Genomic DNA, 24983 nt, shown 5'->3' with positions numbered 1-24983 from the left:
GCGTCCGCAAGAAGTCCCCGAAAAATCCCCAGTGCCACGCGAGCCACGTTCGCCGCACCAAAACGCCAGGTCAGAGCCATGCTCAAGTGCGGCCCACATGAGCGTCAAGTACAAGGAGACGGCGCGCGGCGGGCTCGCGGTGAACATCATCGAGTGCTGACGGGCACGGGCGGCTGCGGGTCGCGGGGCGCGGGCCGCAGACCGGAAGGTGACGGTGGGGGCCTAGGGGCTGGGGTCGGGCACCCGTATCGGCACGCACCGCAAACTTAGCGTCACTCTCCGCTACCATCGGTGAGGTGACCGACCTGTACGCCGCGCTGTGGGGACTGCTGGGCAGCAGCGTCGCCGAGGCGCTCAACCTCTCCGCGTCCATGCGCCCGACCGGTCCGCGCAGTCGCTGGCGGTGGCCGTGGCGCAGCCGTGCCGACCGCCCCGTGATGCTGGTGGCGATCGCGCTGCGACTGTTCGCGGGGTTCGGTCTCACCGCGGCGCTGGGGAACTCCGGGCAGCTGCCCAACGCCACCGCCGCCTTCGCCGTGGGCGTGACGACGCCGCTCGTCGTGGCCAAGTTCTTCCAGGCGATCCCCGTCAGCGGTCCGGGCACCCAGCAGCACCCCGAGCCACCGCTGCCCGGCGCCCGGCAGTCGGACGGGGAATCCGAAGAGGCGCTGTCGCGGTCCAGGGGGTCCAATGCTGCGCGCTGAAAGCTTCGCCGGCCGCCTGGTGCTGGCCCTGGCCGCGTGTCCGCCGGACACCCCCGCGCCGCCGCGGGACCGGCCCGGCGCGCGGCTGGCGGCGGCCCTGGCCGCCGCGCCGGCGGCAGACTGGGCTCAGGGGCCGCCACCCTGCCGTACGTCGCCCCGGGCGCGCTGGCTTCCCGGGCTCCTCACCGTCTGGTGCGTCGTCCTGACCTGTCTGACCGCCGCCGCCGTACAGGACGTGCTGCCCACGCCCTGGCAGAGCGTGAGGCCGGAACGCGGCGACGTGCTCCGCGCGGAGCGCTGGCACCTGGTCGACAACGGACGGCTCGGACCGTACGGACGGGCCGACGCGGTGGCGTTCACGCCGCCCGACGGCGGGCTGCTGGTGACGGTCACCGGCTCCTCGGTGGGCACGTGGGACCTGATGGAGCCCGAGCATCCGGAACGGGTCACCACCCGGGGCAGAGCCCAGGGGGTGACGGCCGCCGGGATCAGCCCGGACGGCAGGACACTCGTGACGGCGGGGGCGCAGGGAGTGCGCGCGCTGGCCGTCGACACGGGGCGGACCCAGTGGTCCTGCCCGGACGCCCCGCCGCGGGTGAAGGCCCTGCTGGCCGGCGGGAACACCACGATCCTGGCCGCCTCCGCCGCGGGCGGCTCCACCGAGCTGGTGGAGCTTCGCCGCACGCACGGGAAACCGCCGCGGCCGCGCACCCTGAGCAGAATCGCCCCGGCCTCCGGGCCGGCCCAGTTCTCACCGGACGGACACACCCTCGCGACCGCCGGCGCGCCTTCGGGTGTGCGCCTGTGGGACGTGTCGCGGCCGGGACGCCCCAGGGCCGCGGGAGCGCCCTTCGGCTCCGGCGGACGGGAGACGGCCGCGCTCGCCTTCAGTCCCGACGGCGGTCTGCTCGCCGTGGTGGACGGCCGGCACGGCGTCACGCTGTGGGACGTGACCGACCCGGCGCGGCCGCGGCCGCTCGGACACCCCTTCGCGGACGGCGGGGAGCGCGTCACCGCGCTCGCCTTCAGCCCCGACTCCCGTACGGTGGCCACGGTCGGCCCGGACGGGACGGCGAACCTGTGGTGGCGCTCGCCCGCCGCCTGAGGCACCGTCACTCCCGCCACCCGCCGGCGGCCCCGCGCCATTGATACGGAGCCCGATGTTCCGACGGTGGGCACAGCGGGCACAACACCCCCATGCTGCACGGCATCGACGTAAGCGCGTTCCAGTCATCCTCGTACGACACGGACGGCCTGTCCTTCGTCTTCATCAAGGCGACGGAGGGACGTTCGTACGTCAACTCCAGACTCGCGGCCCAGACGAAGACCGCCCGGGACGCCGGGCTGGTCGTCGGGTTCTACCACTTCCTGTGGCCGGGGAATCTGACCGCTCAGGCCGAGTACTTCGCCCGGCACGCCCCGGAGCGGCCGGGGGACGTCCTGGCCGTGGACTGGGAGACGACCGGGGAGGGGACGCACGCGAGCAACGCGGAGAAGGACGCCTTCATCCGGAAGGTGAAGCAGTTGCGGCCGGACAACCGGGTCATCCTGTACACGAACCGGGACTACTGGCTCAACATCGACACCACCTCGTACGCCGGCGACGGGCTCTGGATCGCCGACTACGTCACGGCGGGCAAGCCCCGGATCAAGGCGAAGTGGCGTTTCCACCAGTACACTTCCGACCCGCTCGACCGGGACGTGGCGGACTTCTCCAGCAAGGCCGCGCTGCGGGAGTGGGCCGCGGACGCGTAGCGAGCGGTGAGCGGCGACCGTCTCGCGGGGAGCGCTTCCGCTTCCCGCGACGGCCGCCGCCCGAGGGGCTTTTCGCCCCGCCGCCCACTCAGCCCCTGAAGTCCGCCGGGCGTTCCGGCGACGCCGCCGCCAGTGCCTCACGGACGGCTTCCGTGCCCTCCTGGAGACCGTAGACGGGGGTGCCGGGCTGCTGGCGCCAGGAGTCGTCCAGGGTGCCGGAGTCGACGGTGTCGAAGCCCAGTTCGTCGATGAGCGCGCGGACCTTCGCCTTGGCGGCGGGGTCGTCGCCGGCCACCGGGAGGGCCAGGCGGTCGGGGGCGCCGGCCGGACGGTGGCGATCCAGGATGTCCTGGGCGTAGGTGCCGTTGAAGGCCTTCACGACCGGGTGTCCCAGGTGCTGCCCGGTCCAGCGGCTCTCGGTCAGGCCCTCGTCCTCGATGGCCGCGATCCGGCCGTCGCGCTCTCGCGGGTAGTAGTTGTTGGTGTCGATCACCGCCGCGTCCTCGGCCGCGCCGTCGAGAAGGCCGGCGGGGAGGTCCGGGACTGCCTTGAGGGGGACGGTGACGACGACGATCTCGGCGCCGTTCGCGGCCTCCTCGGCGCGCACGGCCGTCGCGCCGGTCTCCTCGGCCAGTGCCTTGAGCGTCTCGGGACCGCGGGAGTTGGCCACGGACACGTCGTGACCGAGGGCGGTGAGCCGCCGGGTGAGGTTGCCGCCGATGTTGCCCGCGCCGATGATGCCGATCTTCATGAGGGGCCCTCCAGGTCGATGCATGTGCATGCTTCCGTGGGCGGCAACCCCGGCGGGGCCCCGGCTATTCCGGCGGCTCCGGCGAACGGGTGGCGGGGTACGACGAAGGGGGGCGCCGGACCGGCCGGGCACCCCCCTTTCGCCGCGTGTCACTTGCTCAGGTAGGTCCAGAACTCGTCGAACGACAGCACCTTGTCACCGTTGAGGTCGCGGGTCCTGATGATGGCCTCGGCCACCGTCTCGGTGACGTTCCAGTCACCTTCCTGGGCCAGGGCGGACTTGAACTCCGCCGCGGTGATGAATCCGTCACCGTCCGCGTCCATCCGCTGGAACTGCTTGCGTGCTTCCTCGATGTCCGCCACCGATCCGCCCCTTTTGCTCGTGTTTCTTATGCCGTACTGACGTACTGACGCTGGTCAGATTAACGGCCCGCGCGAGCCTCCAGTGCGGCGACCACCCATGCGAACTCCTCCTCGTGGGCCTGGAGGGTCGTTCCCTTGAGCGTGGCCATGAGTTCGCGGTAGCGGGCCGCCCTGACGTTGTGGGACGACTTCATGCGGGCGAGGACGGCGTCCCGGTCGGCGTCGCCGAGCAGTTCGCGCAGGATCCGGCCGGCCTCGGGGGCCTCGGGTGCGATGCCGCGTTCGCGTGCCTGCCCGGCAAGCTGGACGAGCCGCTTGTAGAACCACATGGAAGCGCCGGCGGGGGTACTGTGCCCGCGGTCGGCGGCGTTGAACTCGGCCGCCTCGCGCATCTGCGCCCGGAACGCGGGGTCCTGGATCAGCTCGGCCAGCTCCACCCAGGCGTCGACCTGCTCGGGCGTCGGGTCGTCGGGCAGGTCGACGGCCGTGTTCCGCATGCGCTCGCGGATGTCCGGGTCCGCGGTGTCCAGGCCGTGGAACATCTCCTCCACGAACTCCTCCAGGATCCGCCTGCGTTCGGCCGTCGACAGCCGTGCCAGCTTGTTCATCAGGGTCATCTCCTCTGCGGTCGAGCCGCGTCGCGCCACGGTCGACAGCACCGCACGGGTCACCTTCAGGGCGCCGATCTGCGCGTCCAGCGCCACCACGTGCGCCGCCGCGACCTCGGCCACCGTCGTCTCGCCCGCCAGCACCCGGCGCACGTCGTCCAGGCCGAGGCCCAGCTCGCGCAGGGTGTGGATCAGCTCCAGGCGGGCGACGGAGGCGCTGTCGTAGAGCCGGTAGCCGCCGGCTGAGCGGCCCACCGGGGGCAGCGCACCCTCGTCGGACCAGTAGCGGATGGTGCGAACGGTCAGGCCGGTGGCCCGTGCCAGCTCGCCGATGGTGAGAAGTGCGGTGCCGTCGTCGATCACGTCTGCGAGTGTGGGCCCTCCAGTGGGTGGAGACTCAAGGAGCACCTGAGAGGGCGTGTGCGGTGGAGACCTTGCGGGACGTGCTCGACGCGGCGGCGCGCGGCGTCTTTCCCCCGGCGGACGGCCGTACGACGGTCGTGGCGCAGCACTGCGACCGGGACGCGGGGGTGGTCGCGTTCACCGGACACTCGGTCGTCTTCACTGACGAGGACCCCCGCTGGGTGTACGACACCCTGCGCGGGCTGGACTGCGATCCGCTCGCCGCGTCGCTGAACCCCCGCTTCCTCGCCGCCTTCATGGACCGCACCGGCCGCCGCACGGAGACCGTGGACGCGGTTCTGGTCGGTGCTCCCCTGCCGGGCCCGCCGCGGCTCGCGCTGCGGGAGATCGAGGACGCCGGGCATCCCCGCGTCGCCTACGCCTGGGGGCGCCGCGACGAGGTACGGGCGTGGACGGCGGACGGCGGGGTGCTGATGGCGGGGCGCGGGGTCGGCGGCCGCCTGGAGGTGTCCGTCGAGGTGGACGAGGGGGTACGGCACCGGGGGCTGGGGCGGGCGCTGGTGACGGCGGCCCGGCAGCTGGTCACGGAGCCGCTGTGGGCGCAGGTCGCGCCGGGGAACGCCCGCAGCATGCGGGCGTTCCAGGCGGCCGGTTACGTGCCGGTGGGCGCGGAGGCGCTGCTCGTCGGCGCGACGGCTGGTGCGCCGGTTGGTGCGACGGTCAGTGCCACGGCTCGTAGTACGGGTTGCTGACGCAGTCGTCCAGCAGCTCGGTCCTGGTCTGCTTGTCGACCGGGCAGGCGCCGATGATGTACTGCCGGGCGATGCCGCCGGGGAAGGCGACCTCGACCTGGTCGGCCCACTTGTGGGTGTCACCGATGGTCTTGTTGACGTCCACGCCGCCGGGAGCGTCGATGTAGTAGTTGAACTTCGACTTCCAGGTCTTGTAGAGGTCGTGGTCGTACGTGGTCGACACATAGGGCGACGGCTGGTTGACGAGGACGTACTTCTCGACGTCGTACTGGCCGTCGACGACGTCCCGGGGGTAGAAGCCGTCGGGGAAGATCGTCTCGGGTGCGCGGTTGTCGTTGCGCCACAGGGTGCCGCAGGTGGTGCGCCACGCCGGGGCCGGCGTGATCCGGTCGACGTCCACGCTCCGGTCGGCCGCCGCCTTGATCTTGTCCTCGAACTGGGGACAGAAGGGTGCGGCGGCCCGGGACTTCAGATCCGCCGGGGTCGCGGACGGGGCGGCGGCGGTGGTCGCGAGGACGGCGCCGAGGGACAGGGCGGCGGCGAGGATCCGCCGCCGCGGACGGGTTGTGATCATGGGCGGCACGATGTCGGCTCACCGGCGGCGAATGCGGGATCCTCACCCGATCGGCGGCGATTCCGGCCGACCGCCCGGTCAGCGGAAGATGCCGGTGTGGCCCAGTGAGTAGCGGCCGGGCTGCGGGTAGACGGCGAGGCCGTGCGGGCCGCTGCCGACCTTGACGCGGGCGAGCAGCTTGCCGGTGCCGGTGTCGAGGGCGTACACCTCGGAGTTGTAGCGGCCGGACAGCCACAGCACCTTGCCGTCGGCCGAGACCCCGCCCATGTCGGGGCTGCCGCCGCCGGGCAGGCGCCACTTCCCGGTGAGCCGGCTGCGGGTGAAGTCGAAGAGCGAGATGGTCCCTTCGCCGCGGTTGGAGACGTACATCACCCGGGAGTCCCGGCTGACGTACAGCCCGTGCGCGCCCTTGCCGGTGGCGAGGAACGACGGCTTGGCGAAGGTGTCGCCGTTCAGGATCCACACGCCGTTGGCCGCCATGTCGGCGATGTAGAACAGCTTGCCGTCCGGGGAGATCTTGACGTCCTGCGGCATGGCACCGCGCAGGGGCAGCTTCTGGTGGGCGACGACCTTCATCCGCGCGGTGTCGACCTTGAGCAGTTCCCCGCTGAACTCGCAGGAGACGACGAAGTAGCGGCCGTCGGCGGAGAAGTCGGCGTGGTTGACGCCGAAGCAGCTGACGGGCACCGCCTTGACGGTCTTCATGGTGTGCGCGTCCCGGAAGACGAGCTGGCGGTCCATGGAGGCCATGACGATGGCGTACTTCCCGTCGGGTGTGAAGTACAGGTTGTACGGGTCGTGCACGGCGACCGCCTTGCCGGCCTTGCCGGTCGCCGGATCGATCGGGGTGAGGCTGTTGCCGCGGTCGTTGTTGACCCACAGGGTCTTCAGGTCCCAGGAGGGCACGACGTGCTGCGGCTGGCGGCCGACCCGGATGGTCCTGACGATCCGGTAGGTCCTGGGGTCGATGACCGAGACCGTGTCGGAGTTGGTGTTGGGGACGTACACCAGGGACGGGAAGTCCTTGACGACCGGGGACAGCCGGTTCGGGCGGTCGGCCGCGTAGAGGTCGTGCGGGTCCTGCACCGGGGGCATCCCGGGCAGGACGCTCGTCTGCCGGCGCACCTGCGGTGGCCGGACCGCCGCCTTGCTGGGGAGGGCCTGGCTCTCGCGGTGCCCGCCGTCGCCTCCTCCGCACGCGGTCAGCAGGGTCAGGGCGGTGAGGGCGGCTCCGGCGGCCAGGAGGCGGGCGGCGTTCGTCGTTCGCATCAGCTCAGCAGCTCCGTGGTGGTGACCGCGCGCAGGCCGCGGTGGTCGAGTTCGTGGAGTACGGCGGGGAGGGCGGCGACCGTGTCCGGATACCCGAAGTGCAGGCTCACCACCGATCCGCCGCGCACCTCGGCGAGCACCTTGCGGGTGACGGCGTCGGCGCCGGGGCGGGTGTAGTCGAGCGAGTCGACGTCGTACGACAGCACGTGCGGGTAGCCGGCGGCGCGGGCCAGCCCGACGACGCGTGCGGAGGCGGCCGGGGAGCGGGAGGGGCGGAACCAGGTGCCGATGGACCCGGTGAGCCGCTTCAGCCGGTCCGCGCAGCCGGTGATCTCCGCGCGGGCCTCGCTCTCGGACAGGTCGTTGACGGCGATGTGCCGCTGGGTGTGGTTGCCGAGGTCGTGACCGCCGTCGAGGATGCGGCGGGCGAGGCTCGGGTGTTCGTCCAGCCAGGTGCCGACGGCGAGCACGGTGAGCCGGGCTCCGTGCCGCTCGGCCGCGGTGAGCAGGGCGGTGGCGATGGCCGGGTCGCCCTGGCCGTGGAAGGTGAGGGCGACCTGCGGGCGGGTGCGCGGGCCGTGGGTGATCTGGGCGGGCTGCCCGGGGAAGGCGCGGGGGGCGGGCGCGGGGCGGGGGGCGGCCGTGGGGCGGCCGGCCGCGCGGGTGGGAGGCGGGGTGGAGTCGGAGGTCCCGGCGGCGCGGGATGCCGCCGGGGCGCCGCCGCACCCGCCGGCGAGTGCTCCGCCGGTGACGAGGCCGGCTCCCGCACGCAGCACCCCGCGTCGGTTGGTGGTGGTCACGGCACCCATTTAAGGGCTGACAGGTAAGAAAACGACCGATTGCCCCCATTAGGGGAGGATTTCGGGTCGTATGCCGGAACCCGGGAGGGGTGCGGTGGAGGGGAGGAACGGCGGAGCGGAGGAGGGGTGGAGCGGTGGAGGGGCTAGCGGTCGCTGACGCGCATCTCGAACCAGGTCGTCTTGCCGCGCGGTAACAGGTCCACGCCCCAGCGGTCGGAGAGCTTGTCGACCAGGAACAGGCCGCGGCCGCTGACGTCCATCTCCTGGACCGGCATCAGACAGGGCAGCCCGCGCGAGGGGTCGCGGACCTCGACGCGGATCCAGCCGCGGCGGCGGCGCATGCGCAGGCCGAAGACCCGGGCGCCGGTGTGCCGTACGGCATTGCCGACGAGTTCGGAGACGAGCAGGACCACGTCCTCGGTCATCTTGGGGGACAGTCCCCAGTGGCGCAGGACGACGACCTGGGCGAGCCGGCGCGCGGTGGCCGCCGACTCGGGGCGGGACGGGAGCGGGACCTCCGCTTCCGTGGGGTTGCCGAACAGTTCGAGCGCCTTGAGCGCCTGTTCGTCCTCGACCGCGGGCGACCAGCGCGCCGCGGCCGCACGGCTGTGTCCCCGTGGCTGTTCGATGCCCTCCAGCCCCGCCATGCCCCCATGATGGCCGTCCGGGGCCGCCTCCGGAGGCGTTCCGGGGGAATACGCCCCCTGCACGCCCCTGTCCTCCGTCGGCCGATTGTCATATGCCGACGGCAAGTTTCGATCCGGTAGGGGCCGGTTGACCTGCGGCGACGGCTCACTTCCGGGCAATCGTCAGACTCCCTCGACGGGGCAGGCTTAAGGGCGAGTTAAGGCTCCCATAAACCGCTCCATCGAGGGACCCGAATGAGACGACGCGTCAATTGCAAGTGATCCCGGCAGAGTTACGCCGGAAGTTCACCCTCCGGGTCAGACGAACTTCGCCTTGCCCGGACCCTCTTCCACGAAGCTGCGCATGCCGCGCTCGCGGTCCTCGGTGGCGAACAGACCGGCGAACCAGTTCCGTTCGACGGCGAGGCCGGTGTCGATGTCGGTCTCCAGTCCGGTGTCGACGGACTCCTTCGCCGCACGCAGGGCGATGGCCGGACCCTTGGCGAGCGCGGCGGCCCAGGCGTGCGCCTGCCCGTACACCTCGTCGGCCGGTACGACGCGGTCCACCAGTCCGAGGGCGAGGGCCTCGTCGGCCTTCACCATGCGGCCCGTGAAGATCAGGTCCTTCGCCTTGGAGGGACCGATGAGGCGGGGCAGCCGCTGGGTGCCGCCGGCGCCCGGGATCAGACCGAGCAGGATCTCGGGCTGGCCGAGCTTGGCGTTGTCCGCGGCGATGCGGTAGTCGGCGCACAGGGCCAGTTCGCAGCCGCCGCCGAGCGCGTACCCGGTGATCGCGGCGACCACGGGCTTGGGGATGCGGGCCACGGCGCTGAAGGAGTCCTGAAGGCCGCGGGCGCGCAGGACCATCGCGGTGTGGTCCATGGCCTGCATCTCCTTGATGTCCGCGCCCGCCGCGAACACCCGCTCGCCACCGTAGATCACCACGGCACGCACGTCCTCGCGGCGCGTGGCCTCCTCGGCGAGCTCCTTCAGCCGGTCCTGCGTGGCCACGTCCAGCGCGTTCATCGGCGGGCGGTCCAGGCGCAGAGTTCCTACACCGTCGGCGACTTCGAGATTCACGGTCATGCCCCGCAGGTTAGCGGGCGTTCACGCGGAGCGGCACCGCACCCTCTGGCCAACGCGCGTAGAAGCGAGCATCATGGCGTGGCCGACGCACCATCCCGCACAGCTGTTTCGTCGCAAGTTGTCATGCACTGATCAACTCAACCCCCACTCCGAACGGTGCACTGAACTCCCCCATCGACGAAGGGACAAGCAATGGCTTGCGGATCCACCTCGCTGTGGGCCGGCGAGACGTCCTGGTTCTGCTGCGGCAGCTCCTGGGGCCCCTGCGGCAGTACCGGCACCGGCGCCTGCGGCACCTGTCAGTCCAGCCGGAACATGGCCGCCTGGCCGAACCTGACGTCCGCCTGCTGGAACGTCACCAACCCGGCCGCCTGCGGCGAGAACATGCCCAGACGCGGCTGCGGCTCCGTGGTCAACGTCAAGCACCAGTGCTCCGGCGCCACCGTCTGCGTCACCCTCGCCGACTGCGGCCCCAACACCCAGATGTGGTGCAGCGAGAAGACCTGCTGCAACGGCGTGTGCCGCACCCACCGGGTGATCGACCTCACCCCCGCCGCCTACTCCGCCATCGGCAGCCTCAGCTCCGGGCTGCTCCCCGTCTACATCTACGAGTGAGGAGGACGACCATGACCGGACGCGAAGGCCTCGACCGCCGCCGTCTGCTGACGGCCGCGGCGGTCGGCGGCGCCACCATCGTGGGCGCCTCCGCACTCGGCGCACTGGACGCGGACGCCGCGTTCGCCGCCCCGACGCCCTCCCTGGACCCTGCGATCTCCAAGTCGTCCTTCATCGACGGCCGCGTCAGCCGGATCAAGGGCAGTGTCCTCGAAGTCGTCGAGTCCGACGGCGGCCACCGGCTCGTCCAGCTCACCAACGCCACCAGCCTCTGGAAGCTGGAGACGGTCACCGCCGAGGCCGTCGAGGTCGGCGACGGCCTGTACGCGCGGGGCGTCGACATGCCTGACGGCACCATGGCCGCCGACGCGGTGTGGGTGAACATCGTCAACCTCTACGTCACCGTCCGCGGCATCGAGCGGTCGAGGCTGCACCTGAGCCACGGCCGCAACGCCCTGGTCGGCAACGTCGTGACGAAGCGGACCACCGCCTCCTTCCGCGGCGGCGCCCTCACCTCCGACCTCTCGCAGCTGCGGATCGGGCACCACGCCCAGGTGCTCGGAGCCTGGCGGCCCGCCGACGACAGCGTGGACATCGCCCGCATCAGCGTCGGGCACTGAGCCGAGGAGGTACGTGATGGTCTCGCTCGTTACGAGCCTCGCGCCGCTGCTGCTCGGGGTCCTGCTCGCCGCCACCGGGGCGGGCAAGGCGTTCGGCCGGCAGACGGCACGGCAGGCGGCCGGCACCGTACTGGTGCGCGTCCTGGGCGACGGCCGCCGCGCCACGGCCGTCCTGCGGGCCACCGGGGCCGCGGAACTCGTGGTCGCCGCAGGCCTGTTGGCGGCACCGGCCACGGAGGTCCCGGGCCTCGCGGCGACCGCCCTGGGGCTCGGCTTCCTGGGCTACCTCGGGTACGCCCGGGCGACCGCCCCGGAGTCGTCCTGCGGGTGCACCGCGCGGGACGACTCCCCGCTCACCTGGCGGTCCTTCGCCCGGGCGGGACTCGTCGTGGCGGGCGGGGCCGCGGCCACCGGAGCGCGGACGGCCTGGTGGAGCCAGGCCGCCGGGCACCCGGTGGCGTCGGCCGTGTTCCTGGCCGTCGCCGCGGCCGTGCTGGTCGCGGTCTCCGGCGATCTGGACGAACTGTGGCTGGTGCCGCTGCGCAGGACGCGGCTGAAGGTGTTCGGGCACCCGCTCCCGGGAGCCCCGGACGCGGAGGTGCCGGTCGCCGCCTCCGTCGAACTGCTGGAGCGCTCACTGGCGTGGGTGGCCGCGGCGCCGGTCGTGCGCTCGGGGCTGATCGACCACTGGGAGGCCGACGGCTGGCGCTTCCTCCAGTACGCCGGGGTCCATGACCCGGACGGCGCGGCATGCCCGGTCACCGTGCTGTTCGCGGTGGACCCGGGCGCGACCAGGGACACCACCGACCGGCCCGCGGTCCGGGTCACCCTGATCGACGACCTGACCGACCTGCCGGTGGACGTGGACCTGCTCGACGGCTTCCCGGGGCGCACCTCCCTGCCCCTGGTCTGAAGAGCCCGAAGGCCCGGCGGCCGGGAAAGAAGAAGGGGCGGGGCGTCCACCGGACGCCCCGCCCCCTCACACCCGCCGGTCGCTACTTCTTCCACTCGTCCCAGGACATGTTCCAGCCGTTGAGGCCGTTCGCCGGGTCGACCGTGCGGTCGTGGGCGTGCCGTACGACCACCACGTCGCCGACGATGGAGTGGTTGAAGAACCACGCCGCCGGGACGCCCTTGTCGTAGCCGCCGCGCACGTCGCGCAGACCGATGCAGCCGTGGCTGGCGTTGAAGTTGCCGAAGGCGCCGCCGCCCCAGTAGTTGCCGTGGACGAAGGTGCCGGAGTCGGTCAGACGGATGGCGTGCGGGACGTCCTTGATGTCGTACTCGCCGCCGTAGCCGACCGTCTCGCCGTTCATGCGGGTCACGACGAGCTTCTGGCTCATGACCATCTGGCCGTTCCAGGTGTCGTAGCCGGGCTTGCCGGTGGTGACCGGGATGGTCTTGATGACCTTCCCGTCCTGGGTGACCTTCATCGTGTGCTTCTTGGCGTCCACGTAGGACACCCGGTCGCGGCCGATGGTGAACTTCACCGTCTTGTGCTGCTTGCCGTAGACGCCGGAGCGGCCCTCGACGCCGTCGAGGTTGAGGTCGATCGTGACCTTCGTACCCGACTTCCAGTACTTCTCCGGGCGGAAGTCGAGGCGGTCGTTGCCGAACCAGTGGCCCTCGACGTCGACGGCCGGCTCGGTCTTGATGCTGACGGCCTTCTCGACGGCCTCGGGGTGGGTGATGCCCCGGGTGAAGCGGAGGGAGAACGGCATGCCGACGCCGACGGTGGAGCCGTCCTCGGGCGTGAAGTTGCCGACGAAGGTGTTCTTCGGCGTGAGCGTGGTGAACGTCGAGTCCTCGGCGGCCTCGCGGCCCGCGGAGTCCTTCGCGACCGCGTGCACCGTGTACTTGGTGGCGGCGGCCAGGTGCGTCGACGGCGTCCAGCCGGCACCGTCGGCGGCGATGGCGCCGTCGACCGCGGTGCCCTTGTCGTCCTTGACGGTGACCTCGGTCAGCTTGCCCTTGGTGACTCCGACCTTGAGGGCGCCGCTGGTGTCGACGTGCGCGGCACCGGACTTGGGCGAGATGCTGACGGCGGCCGTGGACTGCTTGCTCTGCCGGGTGTCCGAGGACTTGGCCTTGCCGTCACCCGACCCGGAGCCGGAACCGCCGCCCCCGCCGCACGCGGCGAGGGACAGCACCAGGGCTCCCGTCATGAGCGCCAGTCCCTGACGACCTCTCCGCCGGTCCCCCGCCGGAGCCCCCGATATCGGCCGCACGTTCAAGTTGCTCTCCCCTCCAAGGCCTGGTCACAGGCCCACGCCCCGGCGCGTCCCGCGCCCGCATCGGAGCATGGTAACCGCAGGGTTTAGGACGGGGAGTCAGCCGAATGTCACCGTTGCGTCGCAACTTCGACCGGCCCCCGTGACCCCCGAACCCCGCGCTTCACCTGGCTACTTGAGCACGCTGCCCGCTTTCCACGCGTTCCACGCCATGTTCCACCCCGAGAGCCCATTGTCGGGGGAGACGGTTTTGTCCTTGCTGTTCACGACCTCGATGACGTCCCCGATCAGGCTCCGGTCGAAGAACCAGCCCGCCGGGGTGTCCGAGCCGCCTCCCTTGACGTCCTTGAGTCCCACGCAGCCGTGGCTGACATTGACCTGGCCGGGGGCGGTCGGTGCCCAGTAGTTGCCGTGCAGGAAGGTTCCGGAGTCGGTGAGTTTCATGGCGTGCGGGACGTCGGGGATGTCGTACTCGCCGCCGAAGCCGACCGTCTGGCTGTTCATCCGGGTGACCTCGAGCATGTCCATCACGACCATCTTCCCGTTGTAGGTGGGGTGGTCGGGGGCGCCCGCGGTGATCGGCACGGTGGCGAGCAGATCGCCGTCCCGCCGTACCTCCATGGTGTGCTTGGCCGCGTCGACCAGGGAGACCTGGCTGCGCCCGACGGTGAAGGTCACCGTCTTCCGCTGGAGCCCGTAGACGCCGGGCGCGCCCTCGACGTCGCGCAGTCCGAGGTCGACGGTGACCTCGGTGCCGGGCTTCCAGTAGCGCTCGGGGCGGAAGTCCAGCCGGTTCTTGCCGAACCAGTGCGCGCTGATCTCCACGGGCGGTTCCGCGGTGACGCGCACGGCGCGCTGCACGGCGGCGCGGTCGGTGATGTCGTGGCTGAAGGCCAGGGAAACGATCATTCCGGTGCCGACGACGGAGCGGTTCTCGGGGGTGACGTAGCCGATGAAGCGCTTGTCGGGGACGTACGTCGTGAAGGTGGAGTGCCGGGCCGAGCGGCGGCCGTGGGTGTCCAGCGCCACCACGTCGACGGTGTACTTGGCGGCCAGCGCCAGCCGCTTGTCGTCGGGCTCCCAGCTCAGCCCGTCGGCGCTGACGCGCCCCGGTACCGGGGTGTCCTGGGCGTCCTGGGACCGGACGACGCTGACCTTCTCCAGGCGCCCGCCGGGCAGCCGTACCCGCAGCCGCTCCGCGGGCCGGACGGCCTTGCCGCCGTCACCCGGGGTGACGCGGATGACGTCCTCGGGTGCGGGGGGTTTGCCCACGGGCCCGCCGATGCCCAGCGGGCCGGAGCCCTCCGAGGTGCAGCCGGCGGCCCCTGCCAGCAGTCCGACCCATGTCATTACCGCGGCCAGCGCGGCCGCCGCGCGCCGCGCGTTTCCTTGTACGTGCCTCACGCGGGGCTCAACGACCGGGCCCACCCCGGGGAAACGTGAGTGCGACGCCCGCGCTGGGCAGAACAGTGGGAGGACGACGTGAAGGGGAGTTCCCCAGGAGGGGACCCCCGGCCCGCGCGGAGCCGTCAGGGCGGGCAGCCGCACCGGTCGGCCGGGTGTGCCGTCGGGCCGGGGGCCCGCACACCCGGCCCTTCGGCACGGCCGGCCGCGCCCCCGGGGCCGAGCCACACAGAAGAGGGGCGACTGGTGACGAGCGCAGCCGAGCGGCGGGCACGGGCCGAGAAGCCGGCCGCGGACAGCGGGCATCCGGCCGCCGTGGTGAACGGCGCCCGCCGCGCCGTGCCGCCCGCGCCGCCCGTGTGGCCCGGTGCGCCGACGCCGCTCGGGGCGCGGTTCCGGGTCGGCCCGGACGGGGTCGCGGGCACCAACTTCGCGCTGTGGGCGGCCGGGGCGGAGGCGGTCCGGCTGTGCCTGTTCGACGAGCGGGGCCGGGAGACCCAGGCCCGGCTGACCGAGCTGACGCACGAGATCTGGCACGGCTTCGTGCCGGGCGTCATGCCGGGGCAGCGCTACGGCTACCGGGTGGAGGGCCGCTGGGACCCGTGGACCGGTGCCCGCTGGAACCCGGCCAAGCTGCTGCTGGACCCGTACGCGCGTGCGGTGGACGGGGAGTTCGCGCTGCCTCCGGAGGTGTACGGGCATGTGCGGGACTGGCCGGAGCAGTACGTCGCCGACACCGTGCGCGACGAGCGGGACTCGGCGCCGCACGTGCCCAAGGGCGTCGTCGTGCACGACGACGACGACTGGTCCGACGACCGCCGCCCCAAGACGCCGTGGGCGGACTCCGTCATCTACGAACTGCACGTCAAGGGCTTCACCAAGCTCCACCCCGGTATCCCCGAGGAGCTGCGCGGCACCTACGCGGGACTCGCGCACCCGGCGGCGGTAGAGCACCTGGTGAAGCTGGGCGTCACGGCCGTGGAACTGCTCCCCGTCCACCAGTTCGCCCACGAGGACCACCTGCTGCGCCGCGGCCTCGTCAACCACTGGGGCTACAACTCCATCGGCTACTTCGCCCCGCACGCGGCCTACGCGGCCTCCGGCACGACGGGGCAGCAGGTCGGCGAGTTCAAGCGGATGGTCCGCGCGCTGCACGCGGCCGGCATCGAGGTGATCCTCGACGTGGTCTACAACCACACGGCGGAGGCGGGCGAGCTGGGCCCCACCCTCTCCCTCAAGGGCATCGACAACCGCGGCTACTACCGCCTCCAGGGCGACGCCCGCCGCTACGCCGACTACACCGGCTGCGGCAACACCCTGCACGTGGTCCAGCCCCAGGTGCTGCGCCTGATCACGGACTCGCTGCGGTACTGGGTCACCGAGATGGGCGTGGACGGCTTCCGCTTCGACCTGGCGGCGGCGCTGGCCCGCTCGATGCACGACGTCGACATGCTGTCCCCCTTTCTGGCGGTCATCGCCCAGGACCCGGTGCTGCGCCGGGTCAAGCTCATCGCCGAACCGTGGGACATCGGCTCGGGCGGCTACCAGGTGGGTGCCTTCCCGCCGCTGTGGACCGAGTGGAACGACCGCTACCGCGACGCCGTACGCGACTTCTGGCGCCATGCGCTGCCCGACGTACGGGAGATGGGCTACCGCCTGTCCGGCTCCAGCGACCTGTACGCCTGGGGCGGGCGCCGCCCCTACGCCTCGGTCAACTTCGTCACCGCGCACGACGGTTTCACCCTGCGCGACCTGGTGTCGTACCAGGGCAAGCACAACGAGGCCAACGGCGAGGACAACCGGGACGGCACCGACGACAACCGGGCGTGGAACTGCGGGGCGGAGGGCGAGACACCGGACGAGGGGGTACGGGCCCTGCGGCGGCGGCAGTCGAGGAACCTGCTGACCACCCTCCTGCTGTCGACCGGTGTGCCCATGCTGGTCGCGGGCGACGAACTCGGCCGCACCCAGGGCGGCAACAACAACGCCTACTGCCAGGACAACGAGATCAGCTGGCTGGACTGGTCGCTGCTGGACGACCCCGAATGGCGCCCGCTGTTCGACCTGACCTCGCGGCTGATCGCGCTGCGCCACCGGCATCCGGTGCTGCGCCGCCGGGCCTTCTTCTCCGGCCGCGCGCACTCGGTGGACGGGCTGCGCGACCTGGCCTGGTTCACCTCCCGGGGCGCGGAGATGACCGAGGGCGACTGGTACGCGCCCGCGGCCACGCTCGGCATGTATCTGTCCGGGCGGGACATCCCGGGCCGGGACGAGCGGGGCGCGCCGGTCCTGGACGACAGCTTCCTCGCCGTGCTGCACGCGGGCGAGCACCCGACGGGCTTCGTCCTGCCGGGGGCGCCGTGGGCGGAAGCGTACGAGGTCGTGGTCGACACCTCCCGCGAGGAGCAGACCGGGGCACCGGGGACGGTCCACCCGGCGGGCACGGAGATCACGGTGCCGGGGCGCTCGGTGCTGCTGCTGCGGGTCGGCTGACGGGCGGGGCGGGGCGGGGCGCGGACTAGGTCCTGTCGTCAAACTCCCGTCGTCCGCCTGGAGGGCGGGCCTCGCGGCGTCAGGTGCGTTCTCTGGGCGTGCCGGGCCCTGGCCCTCGTAGTGGATGTACGTGGGTCGGGGCCCGGTGCGGCGAGAGGACATGCGTGACGCCGCGAGGCTGTGGGCACCTCCCACGCCCTTGAGGCAGTGGGGGAGCGAGTTTGACGACAGGGCCCAGGGGCGAACCGTCGTTTCACGGGTGGAGACGGTCAGTTCGCCCGCGGCGCGCGGGCGGGGTTCCCCGCGTCGGCGGTGACACTGCCCACGGCGGTGACCCCTGGTTGCCGGTGATCCACATCCGGTAACTTCATGGCCTGCCCACCCGGCCCGGCGGACCTCGCACCAAGGGGGGCACGCCCAGGGGGGGTGGGTGTCCGGCGTCCGGATTCCGTCTCGGCCTCGAGCCGTCGAGACGCTGTCCGGCGGTCCCGGAGCGGCGGGAGGGATCCGGTCCGCGGCGTTCGACGGCCCGTCCTCCGCGGCACCGACCGTCGATCCCCGGAGGACCGTTCATGCGCGAGTTGCCCGCCGTCTCCCTTCCCGCCGCCGTGCGCTCCAGGTGACGCGGCCGGCCGGCGCGTTCCGCCGGTACCGGCCGCCGCTGTGGCTGATCCCGCTGCCGTGGACGCTCGCCCTCGGTCTGTGGGGCCTGTCCCGGCAGCGGAGCATGTGGCGGGACGAGGCCGCGACCTGGCAGGTGGCCCAGCGGCCCGCCTCCGGCATCTGGTACATGCTCGGACAGGTCGATGCCGTGCACGGGCTCTACTACCTGCTGATGCACGGGCTCTTCGTCTGCTTCGGGGCGAGCACCACGACCCTGCGGCTTCCCTCGGTCCTGGCCACGGCGACGGCCGCGACCTGCGTGGCGCTCATCGGCCACCGGCTGACCGGCCGCTGGGCGGGCCTGGCGGGCGGATTGGCGTTCGGGCTGCTTCCGGCCGTGCAGTTCTATCTCCAGGAGGGCCGCTCCTACGCGCTGGTCGCGGCCGGGGCGGGGATCTCGACCCTGCTGCTGGTGACGGCGTTGCGGGGACGGGCCCGGACGGGGCACTGGGTGGCCTACGGGGGCGTCGTCGCGGTGTGCGCGCTGCTGAACTGGCTGTCGCTGCTGGTCCTGCCCGCCCACCTGGCGACGCTGCTCTGGACGAAGGCCGCACGCGGGACCCGGACACGGTGGGCGGTGGCCTCGACCGGGGCGGTCGGCGCCGCGCTGCCGTTGATCCTCTTCAGCCGGACCCAGTCCGACCAGGTGTCCTGGATACCGCCGTTGACGTGGCACATGCTGATCGGTCCGGCGGTCCTGCTGGCGATCGGCGGTCTCGGCGCACTGCTGGACCGGCCGCGCGTGGGCCGGCTGTCGGCGGCGGCGGTCGGGCTGCCGTTGCTGGCGGTGCCGCAGCTCGGCCTGCTCGGCATCTCCCTGGTCCAGCCTCTCTTCCTGGACCGGTACGTGCTGTTCAGCATGCTGGGCCTGGCCCTGCTGATCGGCTCGGCGCTGGGTGCGGCGGTACGGGCGGCCGGGCCGCGGTACCCGCGGGCGTCACGCCTGCTCGTCCCGGTGGCGCTCGCGACGGCGGTGGTGGCGCTGCTGCCGCAGGCGCTGGCCAAGCGGTCCCCGGCCAGCCGGGTGGACGACGTCCTCGCGGCGGCCGGGAACGTACGGCAGCTGAAGCGGGCCGGGGACGCGGTGGTCTTCGTACCGGCGGCCCGGCGCGACACCGCGCTGGTCTCCCCCGACGCCTTCGCCGGCCTGCGGGACGTCGCGCTGGCCGAGAGCCCGTTACGGTCCGGAACGCTGAAGGGCGAGGAGGCCGCTCCCCGCCGGATACGGGCCGCGATGCTGGCACAGCGGCGGATACTGCTGGTCACGGACGCGGCCGAGGTGGCCCGGCCGGTAAGGGGCGGGCGGGACGGCGCGAAGACCGCCGTGCTGCGCGGCTACTTCACGGTGGTGGCGGACGCGCAGGTGCGCGGGCGGCGGGTGACGGTGTACGAGCGGTGCCGCCAGGACGCCGGACGCGCGGGCCCCGTTCCCTGTCCCCCGGGTTCCGGTTAGCCGAGGATGCCCCGGTCGTAGGCGACCGCCACCGCGGCCGCGCGGTCCTTCGCGCCCAACTTGGCGTAGAGGTGCGTGAGATGGGTCTTCACGGTCGCCTCGCTGATGAACAGCTCGCGGGCGATCTCCCGGTTGGACGTGCCCTTGGCGACCAGCGCCAGCACCTCGCGTTCGCGTGCGGACAACGGCTCGTTGCCGGGAGTCCTGGGGGCGCGGACGGCGGAGACCAGGCGGGAGGCGACGGCCGGCCGCCGCCTGGTTCAGCGCCTCGGCGGCAGCGCCGAAGGGCGTGAACCCGACGGCCCGGGCGAGGGTGTGCGGCATCGCCTGCACCGGCAGCCAGACGCCCGCGCAGAACATCGACGGGAAGAACACGGCCGAGCCGATCGCGCCGGCGATCTTCGTCGTGCGCGACAGCGCGGACACCACCGAGCCGAGAGCGAGGGCCACCAGGACGGCGCACACGAGCGCGACGACGTACCCGGGCAGCTGCCTGGGCAGGTGCACCGCGAACGCCAGCCGGCCGACGGCGAGGGCGAGCAGCGCGGAGCACAGGGCCGCGCCGCCGTACACGCACATGTGGGCGGATAGCAGCGCGCCCGGCCGTACGGGGGTCGTGGACATGCGGCGCAGGATGCCGCGTTCGCGGTAGCCGGTCAGGGACTGCGGCATGGACTGCAGTCCGCCGACGATCAGGCCGAGCAGGACGGCCACGGGTACGTAGGCGTCGATCGGGCGCAGGCCGCCCATGGAGTCGTCGGGCTGCCGGAACGAGGGGATGGAGCCCAGGATCACCAGCAGGACGGTGGGGAAGAGCAGGATCCAGAAGATGCCGCCGGGTTCGCGGCGGAAGAGGCGGATCTCGGTGCGGAGCACGGCGGTGTTCATGCCGCTTCCTCCTTGGTGAGGTCGAGGAAGGCGTCGTCCAGCGTGGCGTCGGTGACGCGCAGTTGGTGCGCGGTGACGTGGTGGCGGGCGAGCAGGGAGAGGACGGCGTTGACGGTCTCGTCGGTGCCGGTGAGGGTGATCCGGCCGTCCCGGTGCTCGACGGAGGCGAGCGCGGGCAGCGCGTTCAGGTCGGTTTCGGCGAGCGGTGCGGACGGGGTGAAGGAGACGACGGTGGCACCCGCCGAACGCCGGACGAGACCGGCGGGGGTGTCCAGGGCTGCCACCCGGCCCTTGTCGATGACCGCGACGCGGTCGCAGAGGCGCTGTGCCTCCTCCATGAAGTGGGTGACCAGGAGGACCGTGACCCCGCTCGCGCGGACGTCCTCGATGAGCTGCCAGGTGTCGCGGCGGGCGCGCGGGTCCAGGCCGGTGGTCAGCTCGTCCAGGACGACGATGCGCGGGCCGCCGATCAGCGCGAGGGCGATGAACAGACGTTGCTGCTGGCCGCCGGAGAGCTTGGCGAACCGGGTGTCCAGCTTCGGGCCGAGCCCCAGCCGTTCGGCGAGGGCGTGCCGGTCGGCGGGGCGGGGGTAGAAGGAGGCGTACAGATCCAGCGCCTCCCGCACGGTGAGTCTGGGCTGGAGTTCGCTCTGCTGGAGCTGGGCGCCGAGGAGCCGGGACACCTCGGCGTGGTCGGCGACGGGGTCGAGGCCGGCGACACGGACGCGGCCGGCGTCGGGGACGCGAAGTCCCTCCACGCACTCCACGGTGGTGGTCTTGCCGGCTCCGTTGGGGCCGAGGATGCCGAAGATCTCGCCCTCCTCGACGGCGAGGGAGACGCCGTCCACGACGGTGCGTCCGCCGTACGACTTGCGCAGATCGGTGACTTCGATGACGGATGGCATGCGTCGAGGGTCCCGGGCGGACGGGGTCCGGCACATCGGCCGTCGCGCTCGAGGCGGCATCGTCCGATCGGTTGACCCGGGGCTACGACCTCCCGGGCCCGGTGCCGCGGAACGCGCTGGTCGTAGGACCAGCGACGGACCCCGGTCCGGCCGAAACTCGGTGGGCGACGCCGGTCCCGGTCCGTACGCTCGCGATGATGCCCACGACACGTGCAACCACCGAGGAACGCTCCGCCGTACGCACCCTGCTGAGGCTGTGGCCGTACGTCCGCCCCGTCCGGGTCCGGCTGGGCGCGGCCGCGTTCGTGGCGGTCCTCGCCTCGTGCACCGGACTGGTGATCCCGCTCGTCCTGAAGTGGATGGTCGACGGACCCGTCGCCGACCGGGATCCGGCCGGAGTCTGGCTCGGCGCGCTGTACCTGCTGCTGCTCGGCATCGCCGAGGCGGCGCTGTTCGGGATACGGCGCCGGCTGGTGGCCCGGCCGCTGACGGGCGTCGAGGCGGAGATGCGGGCGGGCCTGTACCGGCACCTCCAGCGGCTGCCGGTGGCCTTCCACGACCGCTGGGCGTCCGGCCAGTTGCTCTCGCGGGCCACCACCGACCTGATGCTGCTGCGCATGTTCCTCGCCTTCCCGCTGACCTTCCTGCTGGTCAACGGGGTGACGATCCTCGTCGGCGTGGTCATCATGCTGCTGCAGGACTGGTCGCTGGGGCTGGTCATCCTCGGGCCCGCCGTGCCCGTGCTGTGGACCTGCGTAGTCTTCGAGCGCCGGTACGCCGAGGTGGCGCGGCGCGCGCAGGACCAGGTCGGGGACGTGACGACGCTGGTCGAGGAGAGCGTGCTCGGCATCCGCATCATCAAGGGCTTCGGCCGCCACCGCAGCCAGGCCCGGACGTTCCGCGCGCTGGCGGCCACGCTGCGCGGCACGGAGCTGCGCAAGGCCCGGCTGCTGGCCACCATCTGGGGCGTCATCGTGACGCTGCCCGAGGTGGCGATCGGCGCGGCGCTGGTGCTGGGTGCCCTTCAGGTGGCGGACGGGGATCTGTCGGCGGGCACCCTGGTCGCCTTCCTGAGCACCGCGCTCGCGCTGCGCTGGCCGGTGGACTCGATCGGCTTCCTGCTGGCGATGAGCCAGGAGGCGGCCACGGCCACGGAACGGTACTTCGAGGTGATGGACGAGGCACCGGAGAGCGGGACGCGGGAGCGGGGGACGACGGAGGGCGGGACGCAGGAGCGGGGCACCCCCACTCTCGCTGCCACTCCCGCGAAGGGTCCCGCTCCCGCGAAGGGTCTGCGGTTCGAGAACGTCTCCTTCCGCTACCCCGACGCCCCGCCGCACTCCCCTCCCCTCCTCGACCGCGTCGACCTGTACATCCGCCCCGGCGAGTCCATGGCCCTGGTCGGCGCGACCGGCAGCGGGAAGACGACCCTCACCGCGCTGATCCCCCGCCTGCACGACGTCACGTCCGGCCGCATCACCCTGCACGGCACCGACATCACCGCGATGTCCCGGGAGGAACTGCGCGCCCGGGTCGCCATGGCGTTCGAGGAGCCCACGCTGTTCTCCACGAGCGTCGGCGAGAACGTCCTGATGGGGGCGGACGAGGACGCCGGCGCGGCGGAGCTGGACCGCGCCCTGGCCGTGGCGCAGGCCGACTTCGCGCACGCGCTCCCGCAGGGCCCCGGCACCCGCGTCGGCGAACAGGGCCTGAGCCTGTCCGGCGGTCAGCGGCAGCGCCTCGCGCTGGCCCGCGCGGTCGTCGGCCGGCCGGAGTTCCTGGTGCTGGACGACCCGCTGTCCGCCCTGGACGTGCACACGGAGGCGGCCGTGGAGGCCGCGCTGCGGCAGGTGCTGGCGGACACGACCGCGCTGATCGTGGCCCACCGGCCGTCCACGGTGCTGCTCGCCGACCGGGTGGCCCTGCTGTCGGGCGGCCGGATCACCGCCGTGGGCACGCACCACGAACTGCTGCGCACCAACGCCGAGTACGCGCATCTGATGTCCGGTGAGGGCGAAGAGGGGGACCACCGATGACCACGACGACCAGCGCCGGCCCCACCACCGGCGAGCCCGGCGCGTCCGGCACCGGAAAGCCGGGCCCGGACGCCCCGGGCGACCCCTTCGACCGGGACGTGCTGCCCACTCCGCCCGGCGCCACGAGCACCCTGCTGCGCTCACTGCTCGCCCCGATGAAGGCCCGGGTCGCGTTCACCACCCTGCTGCTGCTGTTGCAGCAGGCGGCGGTGCAGGCGGCCCCGCTGCTGGTGGCGTACGCCATCGACAACGCCGTACCGGCGCTGCGGGACCACGACCGGGGGCCGCTGGTCGTGGTGGCCGTCGGCTATCTGCTGTGCGCGCTGACCTCCGGCGGGCTGCAGTTCACGTTCATCGAGGCCTCGGCGCGGGTCAGCCAGGACGTGCTGCTGGACCTGCGCGGGCGGATCTTCCGGCACGCGCAGGCGCTGAGTGTCGACTTCCACGAGCGGTACACCTCGGGGCGGCTGATCTCCCGCTCCACGACGGACGTCGAGTCGCTGCGCGAACTCCTCAACGAGGGGCTCCAGGAGCTGGTGACCGTCGTGCTGTCCTTCCTCTACATCTCGGCGATGCTGCTGTGGCTCGATCTCGGGATCGGTGCGGTCGCGGTGGCCTCCTTCGTGCCGCTCTTCCTGCTCGTGCGGCTCTACCGGCGGCGTGCGGGGCGGGTGTTCCGGGCGCGGTCGACGGCGATCGCGGCGGTGATCGTGAAGTTCGTGGAGACGATGAACGGCATCCGCCCGGTGCGCGCCTTCCGGCGGGAGGCCGTCAACGACGCCGAGTTCGCCGTGCTGAACGAGCGGCACGCGCGGACCAACGGCGACGGCATGCTGGAGATGGCCCGGTACGTGGTCGGCTCGCGGCTGGTGGCGAACACGGCGGTCGCGGCGATGGTCCTGTGGGGTGCCTACCGGGTGGCCTCGGGCTCGCTGGCGCTGGGCGTGCTGGCGGCGGCGGTGCTGTACCTGCGCCGGCTGTACGACCCGATCGACCGGCTCGGCATGTTCCTCAACTCCTACCAGTCGGCGGCCGCCTCGCTGGAGAAGATCGCGGGCCTGCTGGCGCAGACGCCGTCGGTGCCCGAGCCCGCGGAACCGCGTGAACTGCCGCCCCTGGAGAGCGATCTCCCCGGCCGCGAGGTGGTCTTCGACCAGGTCCGCTTCGCCTACCGCACCGGCGGCGAGGTGCTCCCCCGCTTCGACCTCACCGTGCCCGCCGGAGAGACGGTCGCGCTGGTCGGCTCCACGGGCGCGGGCAAGTCGACGCTGGCCAAGCTGCTCGCCCGCTTCTACGACCCCACCGAGGGGCGCGTGCTGCTGGACGGTGTCGACCTGCGCGAGCTGTCGGTCCCCGAACTGCGCCGCGGGGTGGTCATGGTCACGCAGGAGGCGTTCCTGTTCTCCGGCACGGTCGCGGACAACATCGCGATCGGCCGCCCGGAGGCCACCCGCGCGGAGATCGAGCAGGCGGCGAAGGCCATCGGCGCGCACGAGTTCATCAGCGGACTGCCCGACGGCTACGACACGGACGTACGCAAGCGCGGCGGCCGCATCTCCGCCGGACAGCGCCAACTGGTCGCGTTCGCCCGCGCGTTGCTCGCCGACCCCGCCGTACTGATCCTGGACGAGGCCACCAGCTCGCTGGACATCCCGGGCGAACGGGCCGTGCAGCGCGCGATGTCGACGGTGCTGCGCGGCCGCACCGCCATGGTGATCGCGCACCGGCTGTCCACGGTGGAGATCGCGGACCGGGTGCTGGTGATGGAGCACGGACGGATCGTCGAGGACGGCGCCCCGGACGAACTGATCGCCGGCACGGGCCGGTTCGCGGACCTGCACAAGGCCTGGCGGGACAGCCTGGCCTGAGGCCCCCGGGCCCCGGCGTCCGGCGTCCGGCGTCCGGCGTCCGGCGTCCGGCGTCCGGCGTCCGGCGTCCGGCGTCCGGCGTCCGGCGTCCGGCGTCCGGCGTCCGGCGTCCGGCGTCCGGCGTCCGCGGGATGCTCGCGCCACGCCGGCAGCGGAT

At 72.5% G+C, this 24983-nt stretch carries 22 protein-coding genes and 2 pseudogenes; 11 read left to right on the top strand and 13 right to left on the bottom strand.

Annotated features, from left to right (window positions below):
• Positions 1 to 296 precede the first annotated feature (296 nt).
• From OIB37_RS25460 to OIB37_RS25450, 3 genes are all read left to right on the top strand, one after another.
• Positions 297 to 704 (top strand): hypothetical protein, encoded by a 408-nt coding sequence (locus OIB37_RS25460; protein WP_330459923.1) that lies wholly within the window; start codon positions 297 to 299, stop codon positions 702 to 704.
• The gene (locus OIB37_RS25455; RefSeq protein WP_330459922.1) at positions 691 to 1809 is read left to right on the top strand and encodes a WD40 repeat domain-containing protein; all 1119 of its coding nucleotides are present in this window, start codon (positions 691 to 693) and stop codon (positions 1807 to 1809) included. Before OIB37_RS25460 ends, OIB37_RS25455 begins: the two co-directional genes overlap by 14 nt.
• A gap of 92 nt (positions 1810 to 1901) precedes the next feature.
• Positions 1902 to 2459: a glycoside hydrolase family 25 protein gene (locus OIB37_RS25450; RefSeq protein ID WP_330459921.1), complete on the top strand. Its 558-nt coding sequence runs from the start codon at positions 1902 to 1904 to the stop codon at positions 2457 to 2459.
• A gap of 88 nt (positions 2460 to 2547) precedes the next feature.
• Here the strand turns inward: OIB37_RS25450 and OIB37_RS25445 are convergent, their stop codons facing one another.
• From OIB37_RS25445 to OIB37_RS25435, 3 genes are all read right to left on the bottom strand, one after another.
• Positions 2548 to 3210, bottom strand: coding sequence for an NADPH-dependent F420 reductase (locus OIB37_RS25445; RefSeq protein WP_330459920.1), 663 nt, complete (start codon positions 3208 to 3210; stop codon positions 2548 to 2550).
• Positions 3211 to 3359: 149 nt separating this feature from the next.
• On the bottom strand, positions 3360 to 3572 hold the full coding sequence (locus OIB37_RS25440) for an EF-hand domain-containing protein (protein ID WP_330459919.1): 213 nt from the start codon (positions 3570 to 3572) through the stop codon (positions 3360 to 3362).
• Positions 3573 to 3631: 59 nt separating this feature from the next.
• Positions 3632 to 4543, bottom strand: a complete 912-nt coding sequence (locus OIB37_RS25435; protein ID WP_330459918.1) for a MerR family transcriptional regulator — start codon at positions 4541 to 4543, stop codon at positions 3632 to 3634.
• 62 nt (positions 4544 to 4605) lie between these two features.
• Here OIB37_RS25435 and OIB37_RS25430 point away from each other — a divergent pair, with 62 nt between their 5' ends.
• Positions 4606 to 5295, top strand: a complete 690-nt coding sequence (locus OIB37_RS25430; RefSeq protein WP_330459917.1) for a GNAT family N-acetyltransferase — start codon at positions 4606 to 4608, stop codon at positions 5293 to 5295.
• Here OIB37_RS25430 and OIB37_RS25425 read toward each other — a convergent pair.
• The 5 genes from OIB37_RS25425 to OIB37_RS25405 all read right to left on the bottom strand — a co-directional run bounded on the left by OIB37_RS25425 (position 5264) and on the right by OIB37_RS25405 (position 9650).
• Positions 5264 to 5869 (bottom strand): ADP-ribosyltransferase, encoded by a 606-nt coding sequence (locus OIB37_RS25425; RefSeq protein ID WP_330459916.1) that lies wholly within the window; start codon positions 5867 to 5869, stop codon positions 5264 to 5266. The two genes, OIB37_RS25430 and OIB37_RS25425, sit on opposite strands and share 32 nt — an antisense overlap.
• A 78-nt stretch (positions 5870 to 5947) precedes the next feature.
• Entirely contained in the window at positions 5948 to 7138 is a 1191-nt protein-coding gene (locus OIB37_RS25420) for a YVTN family beta-propeller repeat protein (protein WP_330459915.1), read from the bottom strand.
• The gene (locus OIB37_RS25415) at positions 7138 to 7947 is read right to left on the bottom strand and encodes a polysaccharide deacetylase family protein (RefSeq protein WP_330459914.1); all 810 of its coding nucleotides are present in this window, start codon (positions 7945 to 7947) and stop codon (positions 7138 to 7140) included. The genes OIB37_RS25420 and OIB37_RS25415 overlap by 1 nt, the downstream gene beginning before the upstream one ends.
• Before the next feature lie 134 nt (positions 7948 to 8081).
• On the bottom strand, positions 8082 to 8585 hold the full coding sequence (locus tag OIB37_RS25410; protein WP_330459913.1) for an ATP-binding protein: 504 nt from the start codon (positions 8583 to 8585) through the stop codon (positions 8082 to 8084).
• Between the two features lie 297 nt (positions 8586 to 8882).
• The gene (locus OIB37_RS25405) at positions 8883 to 9650 is read right to left on the bottom strand and encodes an enoyl-CoA hydratase/isomerase family protein (RefSeq protein ID WP_330459912.1); all 768 of its coding nucleotides are present in this window, start codon (positions 9648 to 9650) and stop codon (positions 8883 to 8885) included.
• A 192-nt stretch (positions 9651 to 9842) separates the two neighbouring features.
• Here OIB37_RS25405 and OIB37_RS25400 point away from each other — a divergent pair, with 192 nt between their 5' ends.
• Genes OIB37_RS25400 through OIB37_RS25390 form a run of 3 tightly spaced genes read left to right on the top strand, consistent with a single transcriptional unit; the run spans position 9843 to position 11798 of the window.
• Entirely contained in the window at positions 9843 to 10265 is a 423-nt protein-coding gene (locus tag OIB37_RS25400; protein WP_330459911.1) for a hypothetical protein, read from the top strand.
• 11 nt (positions 10266 to 10276) lie between these two features.
• On the top strand, positions 10277 to 10885 hold the full coding sequence (locus OIB37_RS25395) for a cell wall protein (RefSeq protein WP_330459910.1): 609 nt from the start codon (positions 10277 to 10279) through the stop codon (positions 10883 to 10885).
• Between the two features lie 16 nt (positions 10886 to 10901).
• Positions 10902 to 11798, top strand: coding sequence for a MauE/DoxX family redox-associated membrane protein (locus OIB37_RS25390; protein WP_330459909.1), 897 nt, complete (start codon positions 10902 to 10904; stop codon positions 11796 to 11798).
• An 82-nt stretch (positions 11799 to 11880) separates the two neighbouring features.
• Here OIB37_RS25390 and OIB37_RS25385 read toward each other — a convergent pair whose 3' ends face one another.
• Both OIB37_RS25385 and OIB37_RS25380 read right to left on the bottom strand, forming a co-directional pair.
• Positions 11881 to 13119, bottom strand: coding sequence for a L,D-transpeptidase (locus tag OIB37_RS25385; RefSeq protein WP_443058202.1), 1239 nt, complete (start codon positions 13117 to 13119; stop codon positions 11881 to 11883).
• Between the two features lie 168 nt (positions 13120 to 13287).
• Positions 13288 to 14520, bottom strand: coding sequence for a L,D-transpeptidase (locus tag OIB37_RS25380; protein WP_330459907.1), 1233 nt, complete (start codon positions 14518 to 14520; stop codon positions 13288 to 13290).
• Positions 14521 to 14766: 246 nt separating this feature from the next.
• Here OIB37_RS25380 and glgX point away from each other — a divergent pair, with 246 nt between their 5' ends.
• Positions 14767 to 17013, top strand: coding sequence for a glycogen debranching protein GlgX (gene glgX / locus OIB37_RS25375; protein ID WP_330459906.1), 2247 nt, complete (start codon positions 14767 to 14769; stop codon positions 17011 to 17013).
• 619 nt (positions 17014 to 17632) lie between these two features.
• Complete coding sequence (locus tag OIB37_RS25370; RefSeq protein ID WP_330459905.1) at positions 17633 to 19129, top strand: glycosyltransferase family 39 protein; 1497 nt, start codon at positions 17633 to 17635, stop codon at positions 19127 to 19129.
• Here the strand turns inward: OIB37_RS25370 and OIB37_RS25365 are convergent.
• The 3 genes and pseudogenes from OIB37_RS25365 to OIB37_RS25355 form a co-directional block, all read right to left on the bottom strand.
• A pseudogene (locus tag OIB37_RS25365) lies at positions 19126 to 19377 on the bottom strand (response regulator transcription factor); the annotation flags it as partial. The gene OIB37_RS25370 and the pseudogene OIB37_RS25365 sit on opposite strands and share 4 nt — an antisense overlap.
• Positions 19373 to 20017 (bottom strand): annotated as a pseudogene (locus OIB37_RS25360) (ABC transporter permease); the annotation flags it as partial. The pseudogenes OIB37_RS25365 and OIB37_RS25360, both read right to left, overlap by 5 nt.
• Entirely contained in the window at positions 20014 to 20922 is a 909-nt protein-coding gene (locus OIB37_RS25355) for an ABC transporter ATP-binding protein (RefSeq protein WP_330459904.1), read from the bottom strand. The pseudogene OIB37_RS25360 and the gene OIB37_RS25355, both read right to left, overlap by 4 nt.
• Before the next feature lie 197 nt (positions 20923 to 21119).
• On the opposite strand from OIB37_RS25355, the gene OIB37_RS25350 reads away from it, so the two are divergent.
• Together OIB37_RS25350 and OIB37_RS25345 are read left to right on the top strand one after the other, a co-directional pair.
• Positions 21120 to 22958, top strand: coding sequence for an ABC transporter ATP-binding protein (locus OIB37_RS25350; RefSeq protein ID WP_330459903.1), 1839 nt, complete (start codon positions 21120 to 21122; stop codon positions 22956 to 22958).
• Positions 22955 to 24826, top strand: coding sequence for an ABC transporter ATP-binding protein (locus OIB37_RS25345; protein ID WP_330459902.1), 1872 nt, complete (start codon positions 22955 to 22957; stop codon positions 24824 to 24826). The genes OIB37_RS25350 and OIB37_RS25345 overlap by 4 nt, the downstream gene beginning before the upstream one ends.
• Positions 24827 to 24983 lie beyond the last annotated feature (157 nt).

The sequence above is a fragment of the Streptomyces sp. NBC_00820 genome, assembly GCF_036347055.1.
Lineage (GTDB): Bacteria > Actinomycetota > Actinomycetes > Streptomycetales > Streptomycetaceae > Streptomyces.
This window is presented reverse-complemented; position numbering and strand designations above follow the sequence as displayed.

Excerpts from the sequence above, each read along its gene's own strand:
- OIB37_RS25425 (WP_330459916.1), bottom strand. The coding sequence starts at position 5,869 with ATGATCACAACCCGTCCGCGGCGGCGGATCCTCGCCGCCGCCCTGTCC.
- OIB37_RS25355 (WP_330459904.1), bottom strand. The coding sequence starts at position 20,922 with ATGCCATCCGTCATCGAAGTCACCGATCTGCGCAAGTCGTACGGCGGA.
- OIB37_RS25395 (WP_330459910.1), top strand. The coding sequence starts at position 10,277 with ATGACCGGACGCGAAGGCCTCGACCGCCGCCGTCTGCTGACGGCCGCG.
- OIB37_RS25445 (WP_330459920.1), bottom strand. The coding sequence starts at position 3,210 with ATGAAGATCGGCATCATCGGCGCGGGCAACATCGGCGGCAACCTCACC.
- OIB37_RS25420 (WP_330459915.1), bottom strand. The coding sequence starts at position 7,138 with ATGCGAACGACGAACGCCGCCCGCCTCCTGGCCGCCGGAGCCGCCCTC.
- OIB37_RS25415 (WP_330459914.1), bottom strand. The coding sequence starts at position 7,947 with ATGGGTGCCGTGACCACCACCAACCGACGCGGGGTGCTGCGTGCGGGA.
- OIB37_RS25455 (WP_330459922.1), top strand. The coding sequence starts at position 691 with ATGCTGCGCGCTGAAAGCTTCGCCGGCCGCCTGGTGCTGGCCCTGGCC.
- OIB37_RS25400 (WP_330459911.1), top strand. The coding sequence starts at position 9,843 with ATGGCTTGCGGATCCACCTCGCTGTGGGCCGGCGAGACGTCCTGGTTC.
- OIB37_RS25410 (WP_330459913.1), bottom strand. The coding sequence starts at position 8,585 with ATGGCGGGGCTGGAGGGCATCGAACAGCCACGGGGACACAGCCGTGCG.
- OIB37_RS25405 (WP_330459912.1), bottom strand. The coding sequence starts at position 9,650 with ATGACCGTGAATCTCGAAGTCGCCGACGGTGTAGGAACTCTGCGCCTG.
- OIB37_RS25350 (WP_330459903.1), top strand. The coding sequence starts at position 21,120 with ATGCCCACGACACGTGCAACCACCGAGGAACGCTCCGCCGTACGCACC.
- OIB37_RS25450 (WP_330459921.1), top strand. The coding sequence starts at position 1,902 with ATGCTGCACGGCATCGACGTAAGCGCGTTCCAGTCATCCTCGTACGAC.
- OIB37_RS25390 (WP_330459909.1), top strand. The coding sequence starts at position 10,902 with ATGGTCTCGCTCGTTACGAGCCTCGCGCCGCTGCTGCTCGGGGTCCTG.
- OIB37_RS25345 (WP_330459902.1), top strand. The coding sequence starts at position 22,955 with ATGACCACGACGACCAGCGCCGGCCCCACCACCGGCGAGCCCGGCGCG.